This is a genomic window from Flavobacterium hiemivividum (genome assembly GCF_004349145.1).
Lineage (GTDB): Bacteria > Bacteroidota > Bacteroidia > Flavobacteriales > Flavobacteriaceae > Flavobacterium > Flavobacterium hiemivividum.
Map to the genome: position 1 here is coordinate 1 of NZ_SMFO01000016.1, position 25,422 is coordinate 25,422.

The 25,422-nt window shown below is 35.1% G+C and carries 18 protein-coding genes and 3 tRNA genes; 13 read left to right on the plus strand and 8 right to left on the minus strand.

Annotated features, from left to right (window positions below; all coding sequences use genetic code 11):
- Positions 1-1,031: 1,031 nt before the first annotated feature.
- From E0F98_RS14780 to E0F98_RS14790, 3 genes are all read right to left on the minus strand, one after another.
- A tRNA-Arg gene (locus tag E0F98_RS14780) sits at positions 1,032-1,105 on the minus strand.
- Positions 1,106-1,144: 39 nt separating this feature from the next.
- Positions 1,145-1,219 (minus strand) — tRNA-Pro (locus tag E0F98_RS14785).
- 101 nt (positions 1,220-1,320) lie between these two features.
- Positions 1,321-1,404 (minus strand) — tRNA-Ser (locus E0F98_RS14790).
- A gap of 241 nt (positions 1,405-1,645) precedes the next feature.
- Between E0F98_RS14790 and E0F98_RS14795 the strand changes: the two genes are divergently transcribed.
- Both E0F98_RS14795 and E0F98_RS14800 read left to right on the plus strand, forming a co-directional pair.
- Positions 1,646-2,824 carry an acetyl-CoA C-acyltransferase gene (locus E0F98_RS14795; RefSeq protein ID WP_132112835.1) on the plus strand — a complete coding sequence of 393 codons (1,179 nt, stop codon included), beginning with the start codon at positions 1,646-1,648 and terminating at the stop codon, positions 2,822-2,824.
- A gap of 71 nt (positions 2,825-2,895) precedes the next feature.
- Complete coding sequence (locus E0F98_RS14800; RefSeq protein ID WP_132112837.1) at positions 2,896-3,657, plus strand: C40 family peptidase; 762 nt, start codon at positions 2,896-2,898, stop codon at positions 3,655-3,657.
- 57 nt (positions 3,658-3,714) lie between these two features.
- On the opposite strand, the gene E0F98_RS14805 is transcribed toward E0F98_RS14800, so the two are convergent.
- Both E0F98_RS14805 and gyrA read right to left on the minus strand, forming a co-directional pair.
- On the minus strand, positions 3,715-4,986 hold the full coding sequence (locus tag E0F98_RS14805; RefSeq protein ID WP_132112839.1) for a tetratricopeptide repeat protein: 1,272 nt from the start codon (positions 4,984-4,986) through the stop codon (positions 3,715-3,717).
- A 51-nt stretch (positions 4,987-5,037) separates the two neighbouring features.
- Complete coding sequence (gyrA, locus tag E0F98_RS14810) at positions 5,038-7,680, minus strand: DNA gyrase subunit A (protein WP_132112841.1); 2,643 nt, start codon at positions 7,678-7,680, stop codon at positions 5,038-5,040.
- 254 nt (positions 7,681-7,934) lie between these two features.
- Between gyrA and E0F98_RS14815 the strand changes: the two genes are divergently transcribed.
- A complete protein-coding gene (locus E0F98_RS14815) occupies positions 7,935-10,481 on the plus strand; it encodes an ATP-dependent Clp protease ATP-binding subunit (RefSeq protein WP_132112843.1) in 2,547 nt (848 codons plus the stop codon).
- Positions 10,482-10,627: 146 nt separating this feature from the next.
- Positions 10,628-11,998, plus strand: coding sequence for a 30S ribosomal protein S6--L-glutamate ligase (gene rimK / locus E0F98_RS14820; RefSeq protein ID WP_132112845.1), 1,371 nt, complete (start codon positions 10,628-10,630; stop codon positions 11,996-11,998).
- A 113-nt stretch (positions 11,999-12,111) separates the two neighbouring features.
- Here rimK and E0F98_RS14825 read toward each other — a convergent pair whose 3' ends face one another.
- Genes E0F98_RS14825 through hutH form a run of 3 tightly spaced genes read right to left on the minus strand, consistent with a single transcriptional unit; the run spans position 12,112 to position 15,693 of the window.
- Positions 12,112-13,458, minus strand: coding sequence for an inorganic phosphate transporter (locus tag E0F98_RS14825; RefSeq protein ID WP_132112847.1), 1,347 nt, complete (start codon positions 13,456-13,458; stop codon positions 12,112-12,114).
- A gap of 30 nt (positions 13,459-13,488) precedes the next feature.
- Entirely contained in the window at positions 13,489-14,133 is a 645-nt protein-coding gene (locus tag E0F98_RS14830; protein ID WP_132112849.1) for a DUF47 domain-containing protein, read from the minus strand.
- A gap of 51 nt (positions 14,134-14,184) precedes the next feature.
- Positions 14,185-15,693, minus strand: coding sequence for a histidine ammonia-lyase (hutH, locus tag E0F98_RS14835; RefSeq protein ID WP_132112851.1), 1,509 nt, complete (start codon positions 15,691-15,693; stop codon positions 14,185-14,187).
- Positions 15,694-16,373: 680 nt separating this feature from the next.
- Here hutH and thrA point away from each other — a divergent pair.
- From thrA to E0F98_RS14875, 9 genes are all read left to right on the plus strand, one after another.
- On the plus strand, positions 16,374-18,821 hold the full coding sequence (gene thrA, locus E0F98_RS14840) for a bifunctional aspartate kinase/homoserine dehydrogenase I (protein ID WP_132112853.1): 2,448 nt from the start codon (positions 16,374-16,376) through the stop codon (positions 18,819-18,821).
- Between the two features lie 96 nt (positions 18,822-18,917).
- Positions 18,918-19,838 carry a homoserine kinase gene (locus E0F98_RS14845; protein WP_132112855.1) on the plus strand — a complete coding sequence of 307 codons (921 nt, stop codon included), beginning with the start codon at positions 18,918-18,920 and terminating at the stop codon, positions 19,836-19,838.
- Between the two features lie 73 nt (positions 19,839-19,911).
- Positions 19,912-21,201, plus strand: a complete 1,290-nt coding sequence (gene thrC / locus E0F98_RS14850) for a threonine synthase (protein ID WP_132112857.1) — start codon at positions 19,912-19,914, stop codon at positions 21,199-21,201.
- Positions 21,202-21,479: 278 nt separating this feature from the next.
- Positions 21,480-22,103, plus strand: coding sequence for a hypothetical protein (locus tag E0F98_RS14855; RefSeq protein WP_132112859.1), 624 nt, complete (start codon positions 21,480-21,482; stop codon positions 22,101-22,103).
- Between the two features lie 411 nt (positions 22,104-22,514).
- Positions 22,515-23,210 (plus strand): SMUG2 DNA glycosylase family protein, encoded by a 696-nt coding sequence (locus E0F98_RS14860; protein ID WP_132112861.1) that lies wholly within the window; start codon positions 22,515-22,517, stop codon positions 23,208-23,210.
- Positions 23,211-23,312: 102 nt separating this feature from the next.
- Entirely contained in the window at positions 23,313-23,549 is a 237-nt protein-coding gene (locus E0F98_RS16285) for a DUF488 domain-containing protein (protein WP_317126210.1), read from the plus strand.
- Positions 23,550-23,563: 14 nt separating this feature from the next.
- A complete protein-coding gene (locus E0F98_RS16290; RefSeq protein WP_317126209.1) occupies positions 23,564-23,737 on the plus strand; it encodes a hypothetical protein in 174 nt (57 codons plus the stop codon).
- A gap of 284 nt (positions 23,738-24,021) precedes the next feature.
- Positions 24,022-24,645 (plus strand): murein L,D-transpeptidase catalytic domain-containing protein, encoded by a 624-nt coding sequence (locus tag E0F98_RS14870; protein ID WP_132112863.1) that lies wholly within the window; start codon positions 24,022-24,024, stop codon positions 24,643-24,645.
- A 326-nt stretch (positions 24,646-24,971) separates the two neighbouring features.
- Positions 24,972-25,286 carry an HPF/RaiA family ribosome-associated protein gene (locus E0F98_RS14875; RefSeq protein ID WP_132112865.1) on the plus strand — a complete coding sequence of 105 codons (315 nt, stop codon included), beginning with the start codon at positions 24,972-24,974 and terminating at the stop codon, positions 25,284-25,286.
- Positions 25,287-25,422 lie beyond the last annotated feature (136 nt).

Here is a 25,422-nt window from a genome sequence, read left to right on the forward strand (position 1 = left end):
TTAACTGTATTTCTGGAAAGCGAGAGATAATTGCTAATAAAGAGCTTACTCTTACCGCTACAATAGAATTTTAGTGCTTTTCTAATTTTGCTCATGTCTGTTAGTTTATTGGCCATAAATCCGTCGTTTTTTTAACGAATTTAAGGGCTAACAACATGAAAAAAGTAGTTGTTTTTTAGGTGGTCACTTTCAACTGGAATCAGGTGGTCAGTTTGCTCCGGAATTGGGTGGTCAATTTCAACCGAAACAAGTGGTCAATTTACACTGGAATTGGGTGGTCAATTTGACCGTTTTTTCCACAAGCCCTCCGGGTTTCTAAAAAAATCTCCACCCTTATAGTTTCAAATCAGAATCTGGATGTAAAATCAGGTACGCACAACTCAACGCGAGTTAGGTTGTATTTTTTCAGAAAAACTGGACTTCTTTTGAAACCTCCGCTAATGCGACTACTTTCTTTTTTTTTCTTTTTTTCTTTTAAGAAATGGATTCAAGAGCCAAAGACGTTTTGCTAGAGCTCTATATTTCACTCACACATATAAAGCCCCCGCCTTAATTTTATATATCGAATCCTATATATATCATAAGCGGGGTAGGTCTGCTTGAGAGGACGTGTTTTGGCTACATTAGACATACTGCTAACGTGCGTTTTAATAAAGATAGCACTTACTCTTGTGTTGAGGTTTACTTAGCCATTAAAGCTCTTAAACAAGACCTTTTACAACAGCTAACATGTAGTTTTATACCATAGGGTAAAGCTTGTATAGAAGGTTCTGACCTTAAATTCCTGTTTTTCCGTTGTCAAAAAACACTAGGTAGCGATCCCCCCCGTCAAATTATAGGGGAAAGTAAAATTGGAGTTAGAATTTCTAAGACGGAAGCTGTTTTGAAATTATTCTGAGGGAGGGAGTCTAATAAAAAAGACTAATAATAACACCTTAAAATTATGCAAATAATATGCAAACGCTAATTTATAAGAAAAACAAATTACCGTAAAACAAAAATAACCCACTGATTATCAGTGAGTTATTTAGTGAAGGCAGAAGGATTCGAACCTTCGACCGCCTGCTTAGAAGGCAGGTGCTCTATCCAGCTGAGCTATGCCTCCATTTTTCTTTTAAAACTTAAATGGAAAAAGTTTATTCTGTCGGGGTGGCAGGATTCGAACCTGCGGCCTCCTGCTCCCAAAGCAGGCGCGATAACCGAGCTACGCTACACCCCGTAAAACATAAAATCATTCTTAAACTTTTTTTCAAATAGCTCTCAAAAAATATTTGAGTTATTTAATTCGAAAATACTATCTTTCGAAACAAAAAAAGTAAGCGGAGGGACAGGGACTCGAACCCTGGCACCGGTTACCCGATGACAGTTTAGCAAACTGCTCCATTACCACTCTGGCACCCCTCCAAGCTCAGAGAAACATGTCTCGTTTTGCGGTTGCAAATGTAACACTTCATTGCATTACTCACAACTATTTCAGGGCTTTTTTTTAATGTTTTTTTGCATTTTTATAAAACCGCTTAACAATCAAACATATAGCTTGAAATAAAAATCATATTTATTTCGAGAAAAATATAATACCCAAATCAAAATCAGATTTTATATTAATTTGATTAAATTTGCTAGATAAACTAACATTACAAAAATCATGAACAAAAGAGTTGTTATCGTTTCTGCCGTTAGGACACCTATCGGAAGCTTTATGGGAGGATTATCTACAGTGCCTGCTCCAAGATTAGGCGCTATAGCCATTAAAGGAGCTTTAGATAAAATAAAATTAGATCCAAAATTAGTTGATGAAGTATATATGGGTAATGTGGTTCAGGCCGGCGTAGGACAAGCTCCCGCACGTCAAGCTGCAATTTTTGCAGGCTTAGCTGATACCGTTGCTTGTACAACAATAAATAAAGTATGTGCATCAGGCATGAAATCAGTAATGCTGGCGGCACAAGCTATCCAATGCGGTGATGCCGAAATCGTAGTTGCTGGTGGTATGGAAAACATGAGTTTAATTCCGCATTACATGAATTTGAGAGCTGGAACTAAATTTGGCCCTTCGACTATGGTTGACGGAATGCAAAAGGACGGACTTGTTGACGCTTACGACAACAACGCTATGGGCGTTTGTGCGGACTTATGTGCGACTGAATATAACTTTACTAGAGAAGATCAAGATAAGTACGCAATTCAATCGTATGAGCGTTCATCAAAAGCTTGGGAAGCTGGTAAGTTTGATAACGAAATTGTTCCAGTAGCTGTACCGCAGCGAAAAGGAGATCCAGTTATAGTATCTAGGGACGAAGAATATACAAATGTCAAAATAGATAAGATTCCAACTTTAAACGCTGTTTTTTCTAAAGATGGAACTGTAACTGCCGCAAACGCATCAACCATAAATGATGGTGCAGCAGCTATGATCTTAATGAGCGAAGAAAAAGCATTATCATTAGGTCTAAAACCTCTTGCATTTATAAAAAGTTACGCTGATGCTGCTCAAGAACCAAAATGGTTTACAACGAGCCCATCTAAAGCACTTCCTAAAGCTTTAGATAAAGCAGGAATACCAATCAGTGATGTTGATTATTTTGAGTTCAACGAGGCTTTCGCAGTCGTAGGACTTGCAAATGCTAAAATTTTAGGTTTAGAAAATGATAAAGTAAATGTAAATGGTGGTGCCGTTTCGCTAGGACATCCTCTAGGATGCTCAGGAGCACGAATTATTGTTACTTTATTGAATGTTTTAGAGCAAAATAATGCTAAAATTGGAGCCGCAGCTATATGCAATGGTGGTGGTGGTGCTTCGGCAATTGTGATAGAAAGACTTTAAAAAAATATGAGTTATGAGTTTTGAGTTTTGACACTTACAACTCATAACTCTTAACTCATAACTTTACATAAATGTTCGGAATTTGTAATCTGGCTATTATCCCGCTTCGGTTTGAACCAAATGATAGAAGCGAAATCGTTTCTCAAGTTTTATTTGGTGAACATTTTGAAGTTTTAGAACAACAAAAACAATGGTCTCGCATCAAGATGCAATTTGACGGATATGAAGGCTGGGTAGATTCCAAACAATACCAAGTAATTTCAGAGTCTGACTTCAATCAGCTTTCTGACGAACCTATTATCTTAAATGCTGATTTAATCGAATACGTCACTGGATCTAATAATTTGCTGATGCCAATTCCTCTAGGCGCTTCAATTTCGTTTATTAGCAACGACACTATAAATACAAGTAACTTCGATTTTGAAGGAACAAAAGTAAATGGTGTAAAAGATAAAAAGCACCTTATAAATACCGCCTTTTTATATCTTAACGCTCCTTATCTTTGGGGTGGAAAAACACCTTTTGGCATTGATTGCTCAGGTTTTACCCAAATGGTCTACAAGCTTAACGGCTACAAACTACTAAGAGACGCTTCGCAACAAGCCACACAAGGAGAAGCTTTAAGTTTTATCGAAGAGAGCGAACCAGGTGATTTGGCTTTTTTCGACAATGAAGAAGGCAGCATTATTCATGTGGGCATCATCATGGAAAACAACTATATTATCCATGCCAGCGGAAAAATACGGATTGATAGATTAGATCATCTAGGGATTTATAATCCCGAAATAAACAAACATACTCACAAACTGAGAGTCATTAAAAAGATTATATAAAAAAACCTATCTGAACTAAATCAGATAGGTTTTTTTTCAAAACTGTAAACGAATGTATTATTTCATTTTTGCTTCTAAAGCTTTCTTTTCAGCAGTCATTTCTAATGCACTGTACACATTTAAAAGTGTTTTAGCTACATCATCATTTTTAGAATCTACTTCTAATGCTTTTACTAAATAAGGTATAGCGCTTTTAAATACGTTTTGTCTTTGCGTTTTCAAAACTGCATAACGCTTCATATCTTTATCAGACGTTCCTAATTTATTCATTTCATCGATAATCCCAGTCTCAGCGTCTAACTTTAATGCCGCCATATTGATGTAAGCATTAACATATTTAGGGTTAATTACAATAGCTCTATCATAATATTTTTCAGCATTTACAAGGTCTTTAGCATTACCACTAATTACTCCTAAGTTAAAAACTAAATCTGCATCATTAGGATTTTTTTCTAAAACTTCATTGATTAACTTTTTATAAGTATCAAAGTCTTTAGTTTCTAAATACAAGTTTGCCTGAGTTAATATCAATGAAGTATCGTCAGGATTTGCAGCTCTAGCCTCTTCAATTGCTTTTTTAGCTTCTTCTGTTTTACCACCTTCAACTAAAATCAAAGCCATGTTTTTGTATATCTCTCCTCTTTTTGAAGGAATAACTTCAACAGTAGGTTTTTCGTGCGTACCTAACTTAACAGCTCTATCTCTTTCGGCAAGAGTATTAAAAAGATCTTCCTTATCTGAAATTTTATTTACCGCTAAGTAACTAGTTCCTTTTCCAGAATAGTTCATTCTTTTTAACTCTTCGTACATCTTTAACGCTGTATCATACTCTTTTGCATTTACATAAGTCGAAGCTGCATAGTATAGATTTAAAGTGTCTTTTTTGTCCAACAAATAAGCATCGTACAATTTTTTTGCACTATCTGAATGTTTTTCAACTTTAGAGTCGGCAATAGCGCTATTAATCAATTTATATTTTATATCAATAATTGATGTCGCAGCCTGAGCAGAAAATTTAGCTTTTCCAGACGCTTTCTCTGCATTTACTAAACTTAAATAAGCATCTGCAGCTAAGGCCAAATTTTTATCTGTATCAATGCTTTTATTTGCTAATTCAAGATATGTATTTCCTTTTAAAAAGAAAAATTGCGCTTTTTCGTCTGCACTTGCATTAGCCAATAAAGATTCAGCACCTTGTAAAATAGTAGCTGCTTCTTGAGTACTTCCTTTTTTTAGCGCTTTTTCAGCAGCTTTAATTTCATCTTTTTGAGCAAAAGACGCTACTGATAGCAATAAAGCTGACGCTAGTACTACATATTTACTTTTCATAAAATTCTATTTAATAATTAATTAATCTTTGTTTTTGTCTATTATTCTTGTTTATACTTCGTCATCAGCATCGTCTGCTTCATCCTCAGCTTCATCTTCTACTTCGTCATCTTCGTCCTCATCTTCGTCAGTAACACCCTCATCTTCCAGAACTTCTAAAATAGGTTTTACTCTTTCGATTACTTCCACTTCAATAACGTTACCGTCTTCGTCAACAACAACTTCTGGATCATCTTTCATCACTTTTGTAACCGCAGCGATAGAATCTTTACCTTTTAAGTTTATCAATTTCACACCTTGAGTAGCACGTCCCATAACTCTTAAGTCTTCGACAGCCATTCTTATTGTTAATCCTGATTTGTTGATAATCATTAAATCATCTGCATCAGTAACCGCATTGATCGAAATCAGATTACCTGTTTTCTCAGTAATATTTAAAGTTTTAACTCCTTTACCACCACGATTCGTAATACGATAAACATCTTCTCCATCGTCATCAACTAATTTAGTACGTTTTCCGTATCCATTTTCAGTTACAACTAAGACTTGAGATTCATTTACTGCATCCTTATCTACAGTAACCATGCCAATTACTTCATCAGTATCATCCTTAAGCGAGATTCCACGCACTCCAGAAGCCGTTCTTCCCATCGGACGGGTTTTAGATTCTTCAAAACGAACTAACTTCCCTGACTTAACAGCAAGGATAATTTGGCTCTCACCATTCGTTAATTTAGCTTCTAATAATTCATCTCCCTCTCTAATCGTAATTGCTGCAACACCATTTACTCTAGGTTTAGAATATTTCTCTAAAGAGGTTTTCTTAACCTGACCTTTTTTAGTCACCATAACTAAATTATGACTCTTAATATAGTCTTGATCTTTTAAGTCTTGTGTACAAATAAATGCTTTTACCTTATCATCACTTTCGATATTAACAAGATTCTGAATCGCTCTACCCTTAGCAGTTTTAGTTCCTTCCGGTATTTCATAAACACGCATCCAGAAACATTTTCCTTTTTGAGTAAAGAACATCATATATTGATGGTTAGTCGCCACAAACATGTGTTCTAAGAAATCTTGATCTCTTGTTCCAGCACTTTTTTGACCTACTCCACCTCTATTTTGTGTTTTGTATTCTGTTAGGTTTGTACGTTTAATATATCCTGCATGCGAAATTGTAATAACTACATTCTCATCAGCAATTAAATCTTCGATACTTACATCTCCACCAGAATATTCAATTTGGGAACGACGCTCATCCCCGTATTTATCACGTATTTCGATAAGCTCCTCTTTAATTAAAGCTGTTCTCAGATTAATATCTTCTAATAATGCTTTTAAGTGCGCTATTAACTTCATTAATTCTTCATATTCAGCTCTTAACTTGTCTTGTTCTAGACCTGTTAATTGACGTAAACGCATTTCTACGATCGCACGCGCTTGAATATCTGATAATTTAAATCTTTCGATTAATTTTTCACGAGCTTCTTCGGTATTTTTCGAACCTCTAATTAAAGCGATTACTTCGTCAATATTATCTGAAGCAATGATTAATCCTTCTAAAATATGAGCTCTCTCTTCTGCTTTACGCAATTCGAAACGTGTTCTTCTAACTACCACATCATGGCGGTGCTCTACAAAATAGTGAATCATGTCTTTCAGATTCAACATCTGTGGACGACCTTTTACCAATGCAATATTATTCACACTAAAAGAAGACTGTAACTGCGTATACTTATAAAGCGTATTTAAAACTACGTTTGGAGTCGCATCACGCTTCAAGATATAAACAATACGCATACCGTTCCTATCTGATTCATCGCGAATATTTGCTATTCCATCAATTTTTTTATCGTTAACTAAATCGGCAGTACGCTTGATCATATCGGCCTTATTCACTTGGTACGGAATTTCGGTAACGATGATACATTCTCTTCCGTCCACTTCTTCAAAACCAACTTTAGCACGCATTACAACACGTCCTCTTCCGGTTTTAAAAGCTTCCCGAACACCTTCGTAACCATAGATAATTCCTCCAGTTGGAAAATCCGGCGCTTTTATATAGGTAATTAACTCATCTATCTCGATATCGTTATTATCCATGTAAGCCAAAGTACCGTTGATTACTTCGGTAAGGTTGTGCGGAGGCATATTAGTCGCCATACCTACAGCAATTCCTGTTGCTCCATTGATCAATAAAGTAGGAACACGAGTTGGCATTACTTTTGGCTCATATAAAGTATCATCAAAATTCAGTTGAAAATCAACCGTTTCTTTTTCGATATCAGCCATTATTTCTTCCGAAATCTTGCGCATTCTAGCTTCAGTGTAACGCATTGCTGCAGGGCTATCGCCATCTACAGATCCAAAGTTACCTTGACCATCCACTAATAAATATCGCAAACTCCATTCTTGAGCCATACGAACCATGGCATCATAAACTGATGTATCTCCGTGAGGGTGATACTTACCTAAAACTTCCCCGACAATTCTGGCGGATTTTTTATGGGCTTTATTTGAAAAAACTCCTAAATCATACATTCCGTAAAGAACTCTTCGATGAACTGGTTTCAAACCATCTCTAACATCTGGAAGCGCCCTTGATACAATTACTGACATCGAATAATCAATGTAAGCTGACTTCATTTCATCTTCTATGTTAATAGGAATTAACTTTTCTCCTTCAGACATAAGTTGTTATATTAAAATATTATATTAGTTTCAAAACGTGCCAATATACGGCTTTTTGAAATTTATAGCCCTGTTTTAACGTTCTAATTTCAAAGATTTATTAACAAAATTACATCGGTTTTGTTTAATAAATTAAGCGCATTTTTACAATATTTCCCTATATTTTTTGTCAATTAGCTGACATGACATCTTCGGGTACGATTTTTGTTTTTAAAATACTAATTCACTAAGTTTACATATACAAAACACACATTATGGATGATAATTTTTCACCAAGAGTAAAAGATGTTATTACCTATAGCAAGGAAGAAGCTTTGCGATTAGGTCACGACTTCATAGGAACTGAACACTTGATGCTAGGTATTCTTCGCGATGGTAATGGTAAAGCAATTCAAATATTAAATAACCTATCTGTCGACTTAGACCATTTGCGTCGAAAGGTAGAAATACTAAGCCCAGCAACTCCTAGCATCGAAACAAATTTAGAAAAGAAAAATCTTCATTTGACCCGACAAGCAGAACGCGCTTTAAAAACAACTTTTCTAGAAGCAAAAGTGTTTCAAAGCTCCTCTGTTAGTACAGCGCATTTATTGCTCTGTATTCTGAGAAACGAAAACGATCCTACAACCAAGCTACTGAATAAACTTAAAATTGATTATGATGTAGCTAAAGAACAATATATCAATATGACACCAAACGAAGAAGAATTCTTGGAAAATTTACCAAGAGCTACAGACTCATACAATGACGATTCAGGACAAGATGACAGTCTTAAAGAAGGGAGTTTTAATAATCCAGCCAATAAATCCAATAAGAAATCTAAAACACCTGTATTAGACAACTTCGGAAGAGATTTAACAGAAATGGCCGAAGAAGGAAAACTAGACCCTGTTGTAGGACGTGAGAAAGAAATTGAACGTGTTTGCCAAATTTTGAGTCGACGTAAAAAGAACAATCCGCTCCTTATAGGTGAGCCAGGTGTTGGTAAATCAGCTATTGCCGAAGGTTTAGCTTTGAGAATCATTCAGAAGAAAGTTTCTCGAATCTTATTCAATAAGCGAGTAGTTACTTTAGATTTAGCAAGTCTTGTGGCTGGAACTAAATATAGAGGACAGTTTGAAGAACGCATGAAAGCGGTAATGAATGAATTAGAAAAAAATGACGATATCATTCTTTTTATTGATGAAATTCACACTATTGTAGGTGCTGGTGGTGCAACTGGTTCATTGGATGCATCCAATATGTTTAAACCTGCTCTAGCAAGAGGAGAAATCCAATGTATCGGAGCAACGACGCTCGATGAATACAGACAGTATATTGAAAAAGACGGTGCATTAGAAAGACGTTTTCAAAAGATAATTGTAGAACCAACTTCTGTTGAAGAAACAATTACCATTTTAAATAACATCAAAAACAAATACGAAGACCATCATAATGTTACTTATACAGCCGAAGCTATTGAAGCCTGTGTTAAGTTAACAAATAGATATATGTCTGAACGTTTCTTGCCAGACAAAGCTATCGATGCCTTGGATGAAGCAGGTTCACGCGTGCACATTACTAATATTGAAGTTCCAAAAAAGGTGCTTGACTTAGAGCGCCAACTGGAAGATATTCGAGAATTAAAAAATGTTGTTGTTAAGAAACAAAAATATGAGGAAGCCGCTAAGCTTCGTGATGACGAAAAACGCATCGAAAAAGAATTAGCAATTGCTCAAGAACAATGGGAAGAGGATGCAAAAAACAATCGAATTGAAGTTACAGAGGACAATGTTGCCGACGTAGTTTCCATGATGACTGGAATTCCTGTAAACCGTATTGCACAAACAGAAAGTAATAAACTGGCTATTTTACCAGAATTGATCGAAAGTAAAGTTATTGGACAAAAAGAAGCAGTTTTAAAAATCGCGAGGTCGATTCAAAGAAATCGTGCGGGATTGAAAGACCCAAACAGGCCTATTGGTTCCTTTATTTTCCTTGGTCAAACAGGTGTTGGAAAAACACAATTAGCCAAGGTTCTTGCTAAAGAATTGTTTGATTCTGAGGATGCATTGGTTCGAATTGACATGAGTGAATACATGGAGAAATTTGCGATCTCTCGTTTAGTTGGAGCGCCTCCAGGATACGTAGGTTATGAAGAAGGCGGTCAATTAACTGAGAAAGTTCGTAGAAAACCCTATTGTGTGGTCCTATTGGATGAAATTGAGAAAGCGCATCCAGATGTTTTCAACATGTTATTACAAGTTTTAGATGACGGATATTTAACAGATAGTTTGGGCCGTAAAATTGATTTCAAAAACACGATAATTATCATGACTTCAAATGTTGGAGCCAGACAATTAAAAGATTTTGGTCAAGGTGTCGGTTTTGGAACGGCCGCAAGAGCTGCGAATGCTGAAGATAATTCTAAAAGCATTATCGAAAACGCGTTGAAGAAAACTTTTGCACCGGAATTTCTAAACAGAATCGACGATGTAATTGTATTCAACACATTAGAGAAACATGATATTGATTTAATTATCGAAATTGAATTGAAAAAACTATATGCTCGTCTTACTGAACTAGGGTATAATTTGACAATTTCTGATAAGGCAAAAGCATTTATTGCAGAGAAAGGTTTTGATAAGCAATTTGGTGCAAGACCATTAAAAAGAGCCATTCAAAAATATGTTGAAGATAGCCTTGCCGAAGAGATCATTACATCTAAAATCGCCACCGGAGATGAGATATTCATGGATATTGAAGAGGGAGCTCAAGAATTAAATGTAAAAGTTAATAAAGCAGAAGCACCTACTAAGTAATTGCAAACTGCGTTTTTTATAATACCGTAAACCCGTTACGTCTTTCTTACGTAACGGGTTTATTCTTTATAGCAATTCTGTATATTTATAAAAACAAATATTTACATTTGACTTTTATAATATGCACTTAACAAAAATAAAAATATATGGCTCAAGATAAAGTTATTCTAGGTAGCGAAGAATGGTGTTCTTTTCCCGAACTAGGAATTCCTACAATAAAAGCACGTGTAGATTCTGGTGCAAAAACATCTGCTTTACATGCGATCAACATTGCTCCTTTTATCAAAAATGAAACAAATTGGGTGCGATTTGACATCAATCCTATTCAAAATAATTTAAAAACCGTCATCCATTGCGAGGCGCGTTTAGTTGATAAGCGTATCGTGAAAAGCTCTAGTGGTTTTAGAGAACAGCGTTATGTGATTCAAACTAATTTAGAGATTGGGACAGAGAGCTGGCCTATCGAAATGACATTGACAAATCGAGATTCAATGGGATTCAGAATGCTTTTAGGTAGAGAAGCCATGAGCGGAAGAGTACTAGTCGATCCTGCTCAGCAATACCTATTGGGCCAACCAACAAATGACAATCTTAAAGAATTATATAAAAATTCCGAAAAAGCAGCTACTGGTTTACGTATTGGAGTTTTGGCTAGTAATCCTGAATTATACAGCAACAAACGGATTATGGAAGCGGGCGAAATGCGTGGTCACGAAATGCATTTCTTAAACATCAAAGAGTGTTACATGCGTCTTGATGCTAAAACACCTGAAATTCACTATAGAGGCGGAATCATATTAAATCAATTTGATGCGATCATCCCTAGAATAAGACCGAGTATCACCTTTTATGGCTGTGCTTTAACGAGACAGTTTGAAGCTTTAAAAGTATTTAGTTTAAACTCAGCTGCAGCAATTACACAATCACGCGATAAGTTATTCTCATTGCAATTATTATTAAATAGTGGTATTGGGATTCCTACAACTGGTTTTGCTAATTCACCGTTAGACACCAATGATTTGATCAAAATGGTGGGCGGTTCACCATTAATTGTGAAATTACTAGAAGGAACTCAAGGTAAAGGAGTTGTTCTTGCTGAGACTAAGAAAGCAGCAGAAAGTGTAATCAACGCTTTTAAAAGTGTAAATGCTAATATACTAGTTCAAGAATTTATAAAAGAAGCTAATGGTAAAGATTTACGTTTATTTGTGATTGACGGAAAAGTAGTTGCGACTATTCAGCGTGAAGCGATGCCAGGAGAATTTAGAGCTAACATCCACCTTGGCGGAACAGCATCTGTTATTAAAGCAACCATGGAAGAAAAGCGAATTGCTATTAAAGCAGCAAAAGCGATGGACTTAAAGGTGGCCGGAGTAGATATTATCCGTTCAGCGAAAGGTCCGTTATTGCTTGAAGTAAATTCCTCTCCAGGATTAGAAGGAATTGAAGGCGCTACCAATAAAGATATTGCCGGCGAAATGATAAAAGCTATCGAAAAGAATTTTAAGATGAGATAGTAGATTTAGCTCTCTTAGAAATTAAAAGTTTTAGACTCAATAAATTCGATAAAAAAACCATCCTAACATTAAAATTAGGATGGTTTTTTATTTATTCGAAAAATATAATTATCTTAAAGAAACAATGAAAGCGCATAATATATTAGTGCTGCTAACAAGGCCGAAATAGGAATCGTTAACACCCAAGCCCACAATAGACTTACCGTAACGCCCCATCTTACTGCAGATACACGCTTCGTCATACCTACTCCAATAATAGATCCTGTAATAGTATGTGTTGTACTCACGGGAACTTTAAAGTGTTCTGTGAAATATAAGGTTAAAGCTCCAGCTGTTTCAGCAGCTACCCCTTCAAATGAAGTTACTTTTGTGATTTTTGATCCCATTGTTTTTACAATCTTCCAGCCACCACTCAATGTTCCTGCCGCAATTGCGGAGTAACAAGCTAACGGAATCCACTCCGGCATTCTAAAATCGCCATCTTCATTTGGAAGCACCACATCTAACCAATGAGGCAGACTTTCTTGAGCAATTCCACTTGTATGAATATAAACAGTAACTGCCGCAGCAATAATCCCCATTACTTTTTGAGAATCATTCCCACCATGTCCTAAACTAAAAGCAGCAGAAGACAATAATTGCATTTTCTTCAACCACGCTGCCGATTGATGTAAGTTTAAACTACTAAATATTAAACAAAAAGTACTAATTGACAAAATTATAAAAGCAACCAAAAACCATTTAATATTGTGTGATTCAAAAACTACACTCCACATATGAGAATCAAAACGAGGTTTTTTGATTTCATCGTAGTGAATCATCTGACTTGCAACAAACCAAATAGTCAAAATCATTAAACTCAGTGTAAATAATTTAGGATAAATGCTTTTCTTCGAAGCATTAAGAAGCCAAATAGATATTAAATAAGACATTAAAGTCCCCAATAAAGGAGCTAAAACAATAAAAGCAATAATCACCAAAACTCCCGAAGGAAAACTTCCTTCATTACCTGCAGTATACCAGTTTACGGTATCGTACCAATAAGCAGTTTTAATTTCGGCACCATTAACGATTGTATATTTAAGAAAACCGTGAACTGCAATGGCATGAGCAATAGCCGCACCTGCAAACCCACCAATTAGAGTATGAGAAGAACTCGACGGAATTCCTTGCCACCAGGTAAATAAATTCCAAATAATGGCCGCAATAACACCGGCGAGAATCACCACTAGATTAATTTCTAATGTATTAGCGGTTTTAGCTACGGTATCTGCGACACCAAAACCAAAGACCCAATAAGCTAAGAAATTAAAAAAAGCAGCCCAAACAACGGCTTGGAAAGGCGATAAAACTTTTGTGGCAACAACGGTAGCAATAGCATTAGCTGCGTCATGAAAACCATTGATGTAATCAAAAATTAAAGCCAGGACTATAATAACTAGAAGTAAAGTAAATTCCATAAATGTAATTTCAGAAAGAAATAGATAAAATTAAGAATGCTTTACAGCGATTGATTCAAGGACACCGGCAACGCTTTTACATTTATCTGTAGCAGTTTCTAAAACCGATAATACTTCTTTATACTTCAATAAATTCTTAACATCTGTCTCATTTTCGAAAATTTCAAAAACGGCTTTGTTATAAACGTTATCTGATTTATTCTCCAATTTATTAATTCTAGCACAGGCAGCAGTTATATTCTTTATATTCTTAAAACCTTTCAATTCTTTAACGGCTGTGTCAATGTTTTGACATGCTTCTAAATTGATTTCTGTCAATTTTCGAATTGATTTAGTAATTTTATCCACTTGATACAATCTCATTCTACTTGCTGCACCTTGAAGATTGTCAGCAACATTGTCAATAGATGTAATTAGTGCATGAATGTCTTCTCTGTCAAACGGAGTAATAAAGTTCCTACTTAACTCAAGATTAGTCTGACGAGTAATTTCCTCTCCTCTTTCTTCTAATTTATCGATTTTTTGAAAAAGAACTTCTCTTTCTTTTAATGGTTGGTTAACAGCCTCATGTAAATAAGTTGCTAATTCAATTAAATTACTAGAAGCTTCCTCAAATAAAGGAAAGAATTTTTTATCCTTCGGAACTAAAAATTGGAAGATGGTATTTAACGACATATTTTTTTTTTTGGATGCAAAAATACTTTATTTTATTATTCGATCGATTATCTAATCCAATAAATCATCTTCTATTTGAAAACTGTTTAAAAAAGCAACCGTTTTCTCAATGTCATAATGTAAAATTCGATCTTCTTTTACGAACGAAACCTCTTCTCTATAAGAACTTAAAAACATTTCGATGAACTCACTTGACTGAAGTGGTCTTCTAAACTCAATCGCTTGTGAAGCATTCATCAATTCGATCGCTAAAATACGTTCCAGATTATCCATAACACGCAACGCTTTTGTAGCACCGTTTGCCCCCATGCTCACATGATCTTCTTGCCCATTACTGGAAACAATACTATCGACACTAGAAGGTGTCGCTAATTGCTTGTTTTGACTTGCAATACTAGCAGCCGTATACTGTGGAATCATAAAACCCGAATTCAATCCTGGATTATCCACTAAAAAAGCAGGTAAATTACGCAATCCTGAAATCAACTGATAGGTCCTTCTTTCGGAAATACTACCTAATTCAGCTAAAGCAATTGCCATAAAGTCTAAGGCTAGTGCCAATGGCTGTCCGTGGAAATTCCCACCAGAGATAATCTGGTCACTTTCGATAAATATATTTGGATTATCTGTAACCGAATTAATTTCAGTTTTGAATACTTTTCTAACGTAATCAATAGCGTCTTTTGAAGCGCCATGAACTTGCGGAATGCAACGGAATGAGTACGGATCTTGAACATGTACTTTCACTTGTTTTATAATTTCACTTCCTTCCAGAAATTCTTTTATACGACCGGCAGTTGTGATCTGCCCTTTATGAGGACGAATAAAATGAATTAATTCATTAAATGGTTCGATGCGACCATCAAAACCTTCTAAGGATATCGCGCCTATTAAATCAGCTAAATAAGAAAACTTATTGGCTTTCATTAAAATATGAGCTCCATAAGCGCTCATGAATTGCGTTCCATTTAGCAAAGCCAGTCCTTCTTTAGACTGCAATACAATAGGCTGCCAGTTAAAGCGTTCCATAATCACGCTTGAATGCACTTTTTCGCCTTCAAAAAACACTTCTCCTTCTCCTAATAAAGGTAAAGATAAATGTGCTAAAGGAGCTAAATCTCCAGATGCGCCAAGGGAACCTTGAGTATAAATAATAGGTAAAATATCATTGTTATAAAAAGCCAGTAAACGCTCCACTGTTTGCAATTGTATTCCTGAATGCCCATAGCTCAATGACTGGATTTTCAACAACAACATCAGTTTTACGATTTCATGTGGAACTTCATCCCCAGTGCCGCAAGCATGCGATTTTACTAGGTTTTCCTGAAGTTTTGATAAGTTTTCATTGGAGATCTTAACATTACAAAGCGATCCAAAACCCGTATTTATACCGTAAATAGGTTCAGAATGCGTCACCATTTTTGCATCTAAATAATCCCTACATTTTTGAATATTAATTTTAGCCTCATCAGAGAGGTCTAATAACATCTGTTGTGAAATAATCTCGTTTACGGTTTCCAGGGAAAGTAGTGCAGTACTTATATAATGTGTATTATCCATTTAAGCTTTAATTTGAGAAGCCAAAATTGACTAAATCAATATTAAAAAGCAACATATATTAACTATAATTTAAATTTCAGATTAAAAAGTATCGATTTACCAAACTTGACCGTGTTTATTACAGAATTACCATGCTTCATAAAGTGATCATTTTAATTGTATTGAGTAGATTGTCACGTAGTTTTATCCATGGTAGTTCAAATTCGAAAAAATCACTATTAGGAATCAAACTTGGTTCTTTCTCCTATAAACCAGATGGAATTAAGGGTTAAAATCAAAAAAAATGGGCTCTAAAACTACTTATGAAAGCTAGTTGCTTAGAAGTCAAATAACGATTGCTACAATAAGAAGGAGGTAAAATAAGAAATATTCAATTGAGGACGAATTCTCATCTAAATTTTAAAATATTCGCAAAAAGCAGCTAAAAGACACTTCCTTTTTATAAAAAGCTGTATTTTTGAAAAACAATAATGACAAATAACAGAACTACATATCACTCTTCGATAACAACTCAAATTTGGGTTGCACTTTCTGTTACTTCTACAATTACTACAACAACTACTACCCCTTAGGGGTATACATTTTACATATAATCCTATTTTATATTTTTCTTTTTTTGGAAGGAAAGATTTTGGATAGGTATATTACATTGTCTTTTTCTCTAAAATAAAACAAACAAAATGAAAGTATTAAAATTTGGCGGAACTTCGGTAGCCAATTCCCAAAATATAAAACTAGTCTTAGATATAGTTCAAAATCAAGCAAAACAAGACCAATTAATCGTAGTTGTATCTGCACTAAGTAAAGTTACGGATCTTCTTCAGTTGGCTTCACAAAAAGCAGCCTCAACGGATGAAAGTTATAAGGAAATCGTTGCCGAAATTGAGCAAAAACATCTAAACGCTGTTAAAGAATTAATTCCTGTTAGTGAGCAAAGCAGCGTTTTAAGTCATATCAAACGCATCATCAATCATTTGGAAACACTTTTAGACGGTTGCTTCCTTTTGGGCGAACTATCTAATAGAACATCAGATACAATTTTAAGTTTTGGCGAGTTGCTTTCTTCTTATATTATTGCTGAAGCACTGAAACAAAATTATAAAAACAGTACCTACAAAGACAGCCGTGAGCTGATTAAAACCGACAATAATTTTGGAAAAGCAACCGTGAATTTCAAAGTTACAAATGAATTAATCAACAATTTTTATGCTGCGAATGAATCTCAGGTAATTTTAATGCCCGGTTTTATTGCGTCCTCTGTTGACGGAATCAACACCACTTTAGGTCGTGGCGGATCAGATTATACCGCTGCAATAATGGCTGGAGCATTAGACGCAACTGATTTAGAAATCTGGACTGACGTAAACGGAATGTACACTGCTAACCCAAAAATCGTAAAACAAGCGCAGCCAATAGCTTCCATATCGTATCAAGAAGCAATGGAGTTGTCTCATTTTGGAGCCAAGGTTTTATTCCCGCCTACTATTCAGCCGGTTTTACGAAAAAACATTCCTATTCATATCAAGAATACATTCGAACCACAAGCAGAAGGAACTTATATTTCAGCCCAATCGATTTCTAACGGCCAGCCCGTAAAAGGAATCAGCCATATCGAGAATATTACTTTGATTACGCTGGAAGGCCCTGGAATGATTGGTGTAACTGGTTCTTCAAAAAGACTTTTTGAAGTTTTGTCCCAAGAGAAAATCAATGTAATCTTTATTACCCAAGCCTCTTCTGAGCACTCCATTTGCATCGGGATCCTAAATGAAGATGCCGAAGCAGCTGAAGATGCTATCAATAAAGCATTTGAAATTGAGATTTTACAGCACAAAATAGATCCTTGCATCGTAGAAAAAAACTTGTGCATTATTGCTTTAGTTGGTGAAAACATGAAAAATCATCAAGGATTGAGCGGTAAAATGTTCAGCACTTTAGGAAAAAACAATGTCAACATTCGTGCAATTGCCCAAGGTGCTTCCGAAAGAAACATATCGGCGGTAATTAATCAAAGAGATGTAAAAAAAGCATTGAACACACTTCACGAACGCTTCTTTGAAGACAACACTAAACAATTGAATTTGTTTGTAATGGGAGTTGGAAATGTTGGCGAGAAATTCATCGACCAGATCAACCAGCAAAAGAAATTCCTAAAAGAAAACTTAAAAATAAATCTTCGTGTTATCGCTTTGTCTAATTCTCGAAAAATGATTTTTGACGAAGAAGGAATTGATCTAAAAGCATGGCACTCAGCTATCGAAAATGGAGAGCCAGCTGATCAAGAGTTGTTTATTAAAAGAGTAAAAGACCAGAATTTACGTAATAGTATTTTTGTAGATATTACTGCAAATGAAGGTGTTTCTAAAACATACGAGCATTTTCTAAGGCAAAGTGTTGCCGTAGTAACTTGTAATAAAATTGCTTGTTCATCTGCATTTGATAATTATAAAAACCTTAAAAATTTGTCCCGAAGATATAATGCGCCTTTCTTGTTTGAAACGAATGTAGGAGCGGGCTTACCTATCATTGACACTGTTAAAAATTTAGTAGCATCTGGAGATAAGATCAATAAAATCCAGGCTGTTTTATCCGGTAGTTTGAACTTTATCTTTAATAATTTCGATAAAAATAATTCTTTCGAAACTGTGGTAAAAGAAGCCGGAGTTCAAGGATTTACAGAGCCAGATCCGAAAATTGATTTGAGCGGAATTGATGTTGCTAGAAAAATATTGATTTTAATTAGAGAAAGCGGTTACGAAATGGAAATTGAGTCCATCGAAAACGAATCATTTCTTCCTGCTGCATGCATGGAAACAGTAAATAATCAAGATTTTTTCAAATCTCTTGTTGATCATGCGGCACATTTTGAGGGAATTTTGGCTGAAGCCAATGAAAAAGAAAGCAGACTGAAATTTGTAGCTCAATTTGAAGATGGCAAAGCAAGCGTTGGTTTGCAATTCATCCCAAAAGACCATCCTTTTTACAATTTAGAAGGAAAGGACAATATTGTATTGTTTTACACAGATCGATATGTAGACCAACCTTTATTGATAAAAGGCGCCGGCGCTGGAGCTGCTGTGACTGCTTCGGGAATTTTTGCCGATGTAATTCGAATTGGAAACGTATAAAAAATAGTTTAATGTCTAAAGTTTCAAGTGATGATGCTATATATCCGCATTTTTTAAACCTGAAACTTTTAATTTTAAACCTGAAACTCATTAATAATGAATGAAATAAGAATATTTTGCCCAGCCACCATTGCTAATTTATCCTGCGGATTTGATGTGCTTGGTCTTTGCTTAGACAATGTAGGTGACGAAATGGTTATTAGAAAATCAGATCAAAAAGGAATTCGTATCACTAAACTTGTGGGCGCCGACTTACCTTTAGAAACAGAGAAAAACGTTGCAGGTGTTGCCGGACTGGCTTTGCTTGATGCTGTTGAAAATGATTTTGGTTTTGATATCGAAATTTACAAAAATATAAAAGCTGGTAGCGGAATCGGGAGTAGTGCAGCAAGTGCCGCCGGTGCCGTTTTTGGAATCAACGAATTATTAGGAAGACCTTTTGAATTAAAAGATCTAGTACAGTTTGCCATGCAAGGCGAGAAACTGGCTTGCGGAAACGCTCATGCTGACAATGTTGCTCCTGCCCTTTTAGGCGGATTTACATTGGTAAGAAGCTATAACCCACTAGATATTATAAAAATAGAAAGCCCTGAGGAATTATATGCCACAGTGGTTCATCCTCAGATTGAGCTAAAAACATCAGATGCGCGTTCTGTGTTAAAGCAAACGGTTTCGCTAAAAAGCGCTATCATGCAATGGGGAAATGTCGGTGGTCTAATAGCTGGTTTATATTCTAAAGATTATGATTTGATAGGGCGTTCCCTGCATGACGAAATTGTAGAACCAATACGAAGTGTACTAATTCCAGGCTTCGATTTAATAAAACAGGCCGCTTTAGAAAATGGAGCTTTGGGTTCTGGTATTTCAGGCTCTGGCCCTTCAATTTTTGCTTTAAGCAAAGGAGAAAAAACAGCAAATCAAATTGCAAAGGCAATGAGCAAAGTGTACCAAGAGATGAATTTACCTTTCGAAATACATGTGTCGAAAGTGAATCCAGATGGCGTGAGAATATTATAAGAATAAAGTACTTAGTTGTTAGTCCTTAGATTAGCGACTAAGGACTAACAACTAAGTACTAAAAAGCTAAAAAATGAAATACTACAGTTTAAACCATCATGCTCCAAAAGTTTCCTTTCAGGAAGCAGTAATACAAGGATTAGCCTCTGATAAAGGATTGTATTTTCCGGAGACGATCAGTGCGCTGCCGCAAAGTTTTTTTGACAACATCGAAAATTTTAGCAATGAAGAAATTGCTTTTGAAGCTATTAAGCAATTTGTAGGCGCTGCAATTCCAGAAAACAAATTAAAAGAAATCATCGCAGACACCTTATGCTTTGATTTTCCCGTTGTCGAAGTGGAAATAGGGATTTACTCCCTTGAATTATTTCACGGACCTACAATGGCATTCAAGGACGTGGGAGCGCGTTTCATGTCGCGTTGTTTGGCCTACTTCAACAAAGATAAAAAAGACAGTAAAAATACTGTTCTTGTTGCCACTTCGGGAGATACCGGAGGTGCAGTCGCAAGTGGCTTCCTAGGTGTTGATGGCGTCGAGGTGATCATTCTCTATCCTTCGGGAAAAGTGAGCGATATTCAGGAAAAACAACTAACGACCTTAGGGCAGAATATAAAAGCGCTCGAAGTAGATGGTGTTTTTGATGATTGCCAAGACATGGTTAAAAAAGCATTTTTAGACGAAAGTCTGAAGCATAAAAACCTGACTTCGGCAAATTCGATAAATATTGCACGTTGGTTACCCCAAATGTTTTACTTTTTCTTTGCTTACAAAGAATTAAAGAAGCAAAACAAAGAATTGGTATTCTCTTGCCCAAGTGGGAATTTTGGGAATATCTGTGCGGGAATCATGGCTAAAAAACTGGGCTTGCCACTTCTCCATTTTGTGGCTTCCACCAATGTAAATGATACTGTACCACGATTTCTAGCGAGTGGATTTTATGACCCTAAACCATCAAAAGCGACGATTTCGAATGCTATGGATGTAGGAAACCCAAGTAATTTTATTCGAATTCAGGAAATGTACCACAATGATTTGGTACATTTCAAGAAAGATTTTTCTTCTTATACTTTTACAGATGAAGAAACGACCGAAGCGATGAAAACCATTTATAAAACTAATGGTTATATCGCTGAACCCCATGGTGCCGTGGGTTATTTAGGATTGAAAAGAGAATTACACAATTATCCAAATGCTATTGGTGTTTTCCTAGAAACGGCACATCCTATTAAGTTTCTGGATGTCGTAGAACCTACATTAAACGTAAAATTAGAAATTCCCGCACAAATAGAAAGTGTGATAGATAAAGAAAAAGTAAGTACTAAAATTAAGACGTATGAAGAATTAAAGGCTTTTTTAGGATAAAATTTAAACTCATATATACAAGCGACTGAGAAGTAATTTTCAGTCGCTTTTTTTATGGCTTAACTTGGTAGGGCAAAACGTTATTCTAGTCGTTTTTGCAACAAAATCAGGCTGCAGCTCTAGCCTTTATAATCTAAAAGAAACCTAATTTTAACAGTTCTTAACATTCCGTTTTGTAAGATTTAACATTAAATACCTCGCACTCTTTCCACTATAAAGTATGCTGTCTGTCTAATTATGTTTAGTTTTACGCTAAACATTAAAAATAGAATAAAACAATGAAAAACTTAAAACTGATTGCTCTAGGAATGATTTTTTTTACTGCTATTGGCTGTAAAGATTCCAAAAAAACTACAGAAGAAGCAACTGCAGCAGCAACTTACAGCATCGTAAATGACTCGACAAAAGTTAGCTTTACTGCTTATAAAACAACGGACAAAGTAGCTGTAGGTGGTACATTTAAAGAAATTACGTTTACAAATATCGGACAAGGAGAAACTGCCTTAGAAGCTTTAAATGGTACAAAATTCAGTATTCCAGTGAGTAGCTTATTTACAAATGATGCTACCGGAACCAGAGATCCTAAAATTTTAGAATTCTTTTTTGGAGTACTGAAAAATACAGAGCTTATCTCTGGTGAGTTTAAAGTCGCTGCCGATAAAACTTGTTCTATAGATGTATTATTAAACGGAAAAACAGCAAATATCCCTTTACAATACACTACAAATAGTGACACAAGCCTTTCTTTTGATGGAGTGATGAATTTAGAAAACTGGGATGCTTTAGCAGCAGTAGCGTCAATCAATAAAGCATGTGAGGCATTGCATACAGGTCCAGATGGCGTAAGTAAAACATGGAATGAAGTGGCAGTACATGCTGATGTTTTATTGAAGAAAAATTAGAAAACCTTAGTACTCAAGCATTCCACTTGTGACTGCAATAATAAAGGCTTCATTGGGCAAAAAAGCTACCAATGAAGCCTTTATTTTTTTTAGAAGTGAATCACTTTCAACGTTTATTTTTAATTTACTAGTCAGGAATATTTCTAAAAATCAGACTCGCCATCATAAAAATTAACATCTAGAAAAAGAAGCAACTACTTCAAAAAACACTCTCTTCTCCACTTAAGCACGTTGTACTTTATTTTGTTATCTTAGATATTTGAAATTGAAATTATTCAGTTAATAAGGCAGCTCCTATTCTAGTAGCAAAACGGCAGAATTCTATGCAAAACTTTTAAAAGAGCATTCTTTTTAATACGTGAACAACTACAGTAAAAGAATTTGCCTGATTATAAAATAGATGAAATTATTATGTCAAAAACATTTGGAGAAAAAGTGATTGATTTCAATCGAGGTCTACACTATTCTGATGCGCTGCCAGAAGATTTTATGGTACTTAATCCTTATATGGATAATCCGGAAACTTTGAAGGTCATGGAACAGTTTTATAATAAATTTTACTACGATTCTAATCAACGAAAATTCCTTATCGGTATTAACCCCAGTCGTCACGGAGCTGGTGTAACGGGTGTCCCTTTTACAGATACCAAACGATTGGAAAGCGTTTGTGGGATTAAAATGGAATCAGCACATACACATGAGATTTCCTCAGTGTTTATGTACGATATGATCGCCGAATATGGAGGAGTGAATGCCTTTTACAAGCAATTTTACATCAACTCGCCCTTTCCGTTAGCAATTGTTCGCCGAACAAAAGAAGGGAAATATCTGAATGCCAATTACTATGACGATCCTACTCTTTTTAAGATGTTGAAGGATTTTATGATTTCGACCATAAAAAACCACATCAGTCTGGGTTTAGATACCTCGGAAGTTTATGTATTAGGAAAGAAAAACGCCGTTTTCATCCAAAAGTTAAACAAAGAAGCTCAATTATTTGACCACATAAAAGTACTAGAACATCCACGCTACATTCAACAATACAAGTCAAAAGAAAAACAGATTTATATTGACAAGTATATTTTAACCTTGAATAATGCCCTATGATCACTTTGAAGCCAGCTGCAATTTACACTATAGGCCATTCTACCTATAGTCTAGAAGTGTTTTTAGCTATGCTCCATTCTTTTAATATAAATTGTTGTTTATATCCGTAGTTTTCCTAGTTCTCGCAAGTTTCCTCAATTCGATCAAGAAAATTTAAAATTAGCTCTCGAAACAGATGGAATCCAATACCGCCATATAATCGATTTGGGAGGAAGAAGAAAAGCAAATAAAGACTCTAAAAATATGCGCTGGAACAATGAATCCTTCAGAGGTTATGCTGATTACATGGAAACAACAGCCTTTGAAATTGCGGTCGACAAACTAGAAGAAAGCGCTTAAAAAAAACAGTATATATGTGCTCTGAAGCCCTTTGGTGGCGTTGCCATCGCTCTCAGGTTTCTGATCATCTAAAAGCAAAACTTTGGACAGTATTACATATTAAAGGAATAGGAAAAGTACAGGAACATAAATATACTGCACTGGCGCGAGTAATTGACGACAACGTATTTTATTCAGATGATGTATAAAAATAATTAAAAAGCCAATTATGTAAGTAAAATAACTTGCAAGAGTACATGGTTCTTTCTAAGTTAAATAAAATGCATGAGTTACATGAACCAATTCATGACTTAAAAAAAAACAACAAGTAGCTATCTCTCTATTTTTAAAATGTTAAATTATTGATTAACAACACACTATGCGTTTGTTTTTTAATAACTTTGTACACTAGTAGAAGCTATTGCCAATTTAAATACCTCTGCCTTATTATAGGTAGTGGTACAAATAAGAATAATACTTACACGAAAGCAAAATGAGAAAGATCTTCTTTGTATTACTATCAATAGGACTATTCTTTTTGACTGTTAGAATTTTTTCTAAAAGTTCTGATAGCATTCCTTTTGCGTATTCTGAATTAGATTTCATAACAGAGGCCAAACTTTTACAGCAAGTAAAAAACGTAAAGGAATTAGTAGCTGATAATTCCAAATACAATCAAGAAATTGCTTTTTTTGTAGACATGAAAGTGATGTCTGGAAAAAATAGGTTCTTTATATATGACATTAAAAACAATGTATTACTAGATCAGGGATTAGTAGCTCACGGTTTTGGCTCCAGAATAAAAATAAATGGTGAACAAAAATTCAGCAATGAAAACAGTTCACTTTGCACTGCCTTAGGCAATTATAGCATTGGACACAGTTACAATGGCAAGTATGGTAAAGCCTATAAATTATATGGCCTAGATTCTTCTAATAATAATTCATTCTCCAGAAGTATTGTACTCCATAAAAGTACTGACGTACCCTATGAAGAACAGAATGATCAAATTGGTTATAGCTTTGGTTGTCCAATGGTAAATAAAAAATACTACGAACGAATCGAAAAACTCATTGACGATTCAAAAACCGCTATCATTTTAGACATCTACTACTAATTTAAAACTATCCTAAGATTCTTCACTTTAAATACTCTATTTCACTTATTCTATTTCTTCTTTATGGTAGAATTAGCGCTAGATAGATGTGTGAATCATGTAATTAATTTACACATAGATGTAACAGATTTCGAATCATAAAGCTTAACTTTACGTTAGAACAAAATCTCTGAAAAGTGCGGAGGTTGTTTAAATGCAGTATTGGCGTTTTATCCTTTATAAAAGGAATTAGAACATTCATAAAATTAGTAGGACACGGTGCCTACTATTATTTTTAAACACCACCTCTTTCAGAAAAAAATTAATAACAAATAAAATATACATTTATGACTATTCAATTAAATTCAGACAACAACTTAACATTACACGAAGCTTTCAGAACACAGTTAAATACTTTACTAAATGAGGAATTAAGCAGATTTAGCGGGCATATTACAAGACTAGAAGCTCATTTTTCTGACGAAAACGGTCACAAAGAAGGGCAAAACGATAAATTATGTAAACTTGAGGCACGTCTTGAAGGAATGAAACCAATTCTTGTTTCCAATCATGGAAACAATCATGAACTAGCTGTAAAAGGCGCTATAAATAAGCTGAAAACAACGTTAGACAGCACCCTTGGTCGTTTGAGCAATCATTAATTTCAAATAGAAAAGTACAGTTGGTTTAAATCTTTAGAAAATTATAGATTATAATAAAAAGGTGTTTCTCTCCCTGTTACTTCTAATTCAATACGCAAAGCGTCCTCATTTAATATTTGAGGACGCTTTTTTTATA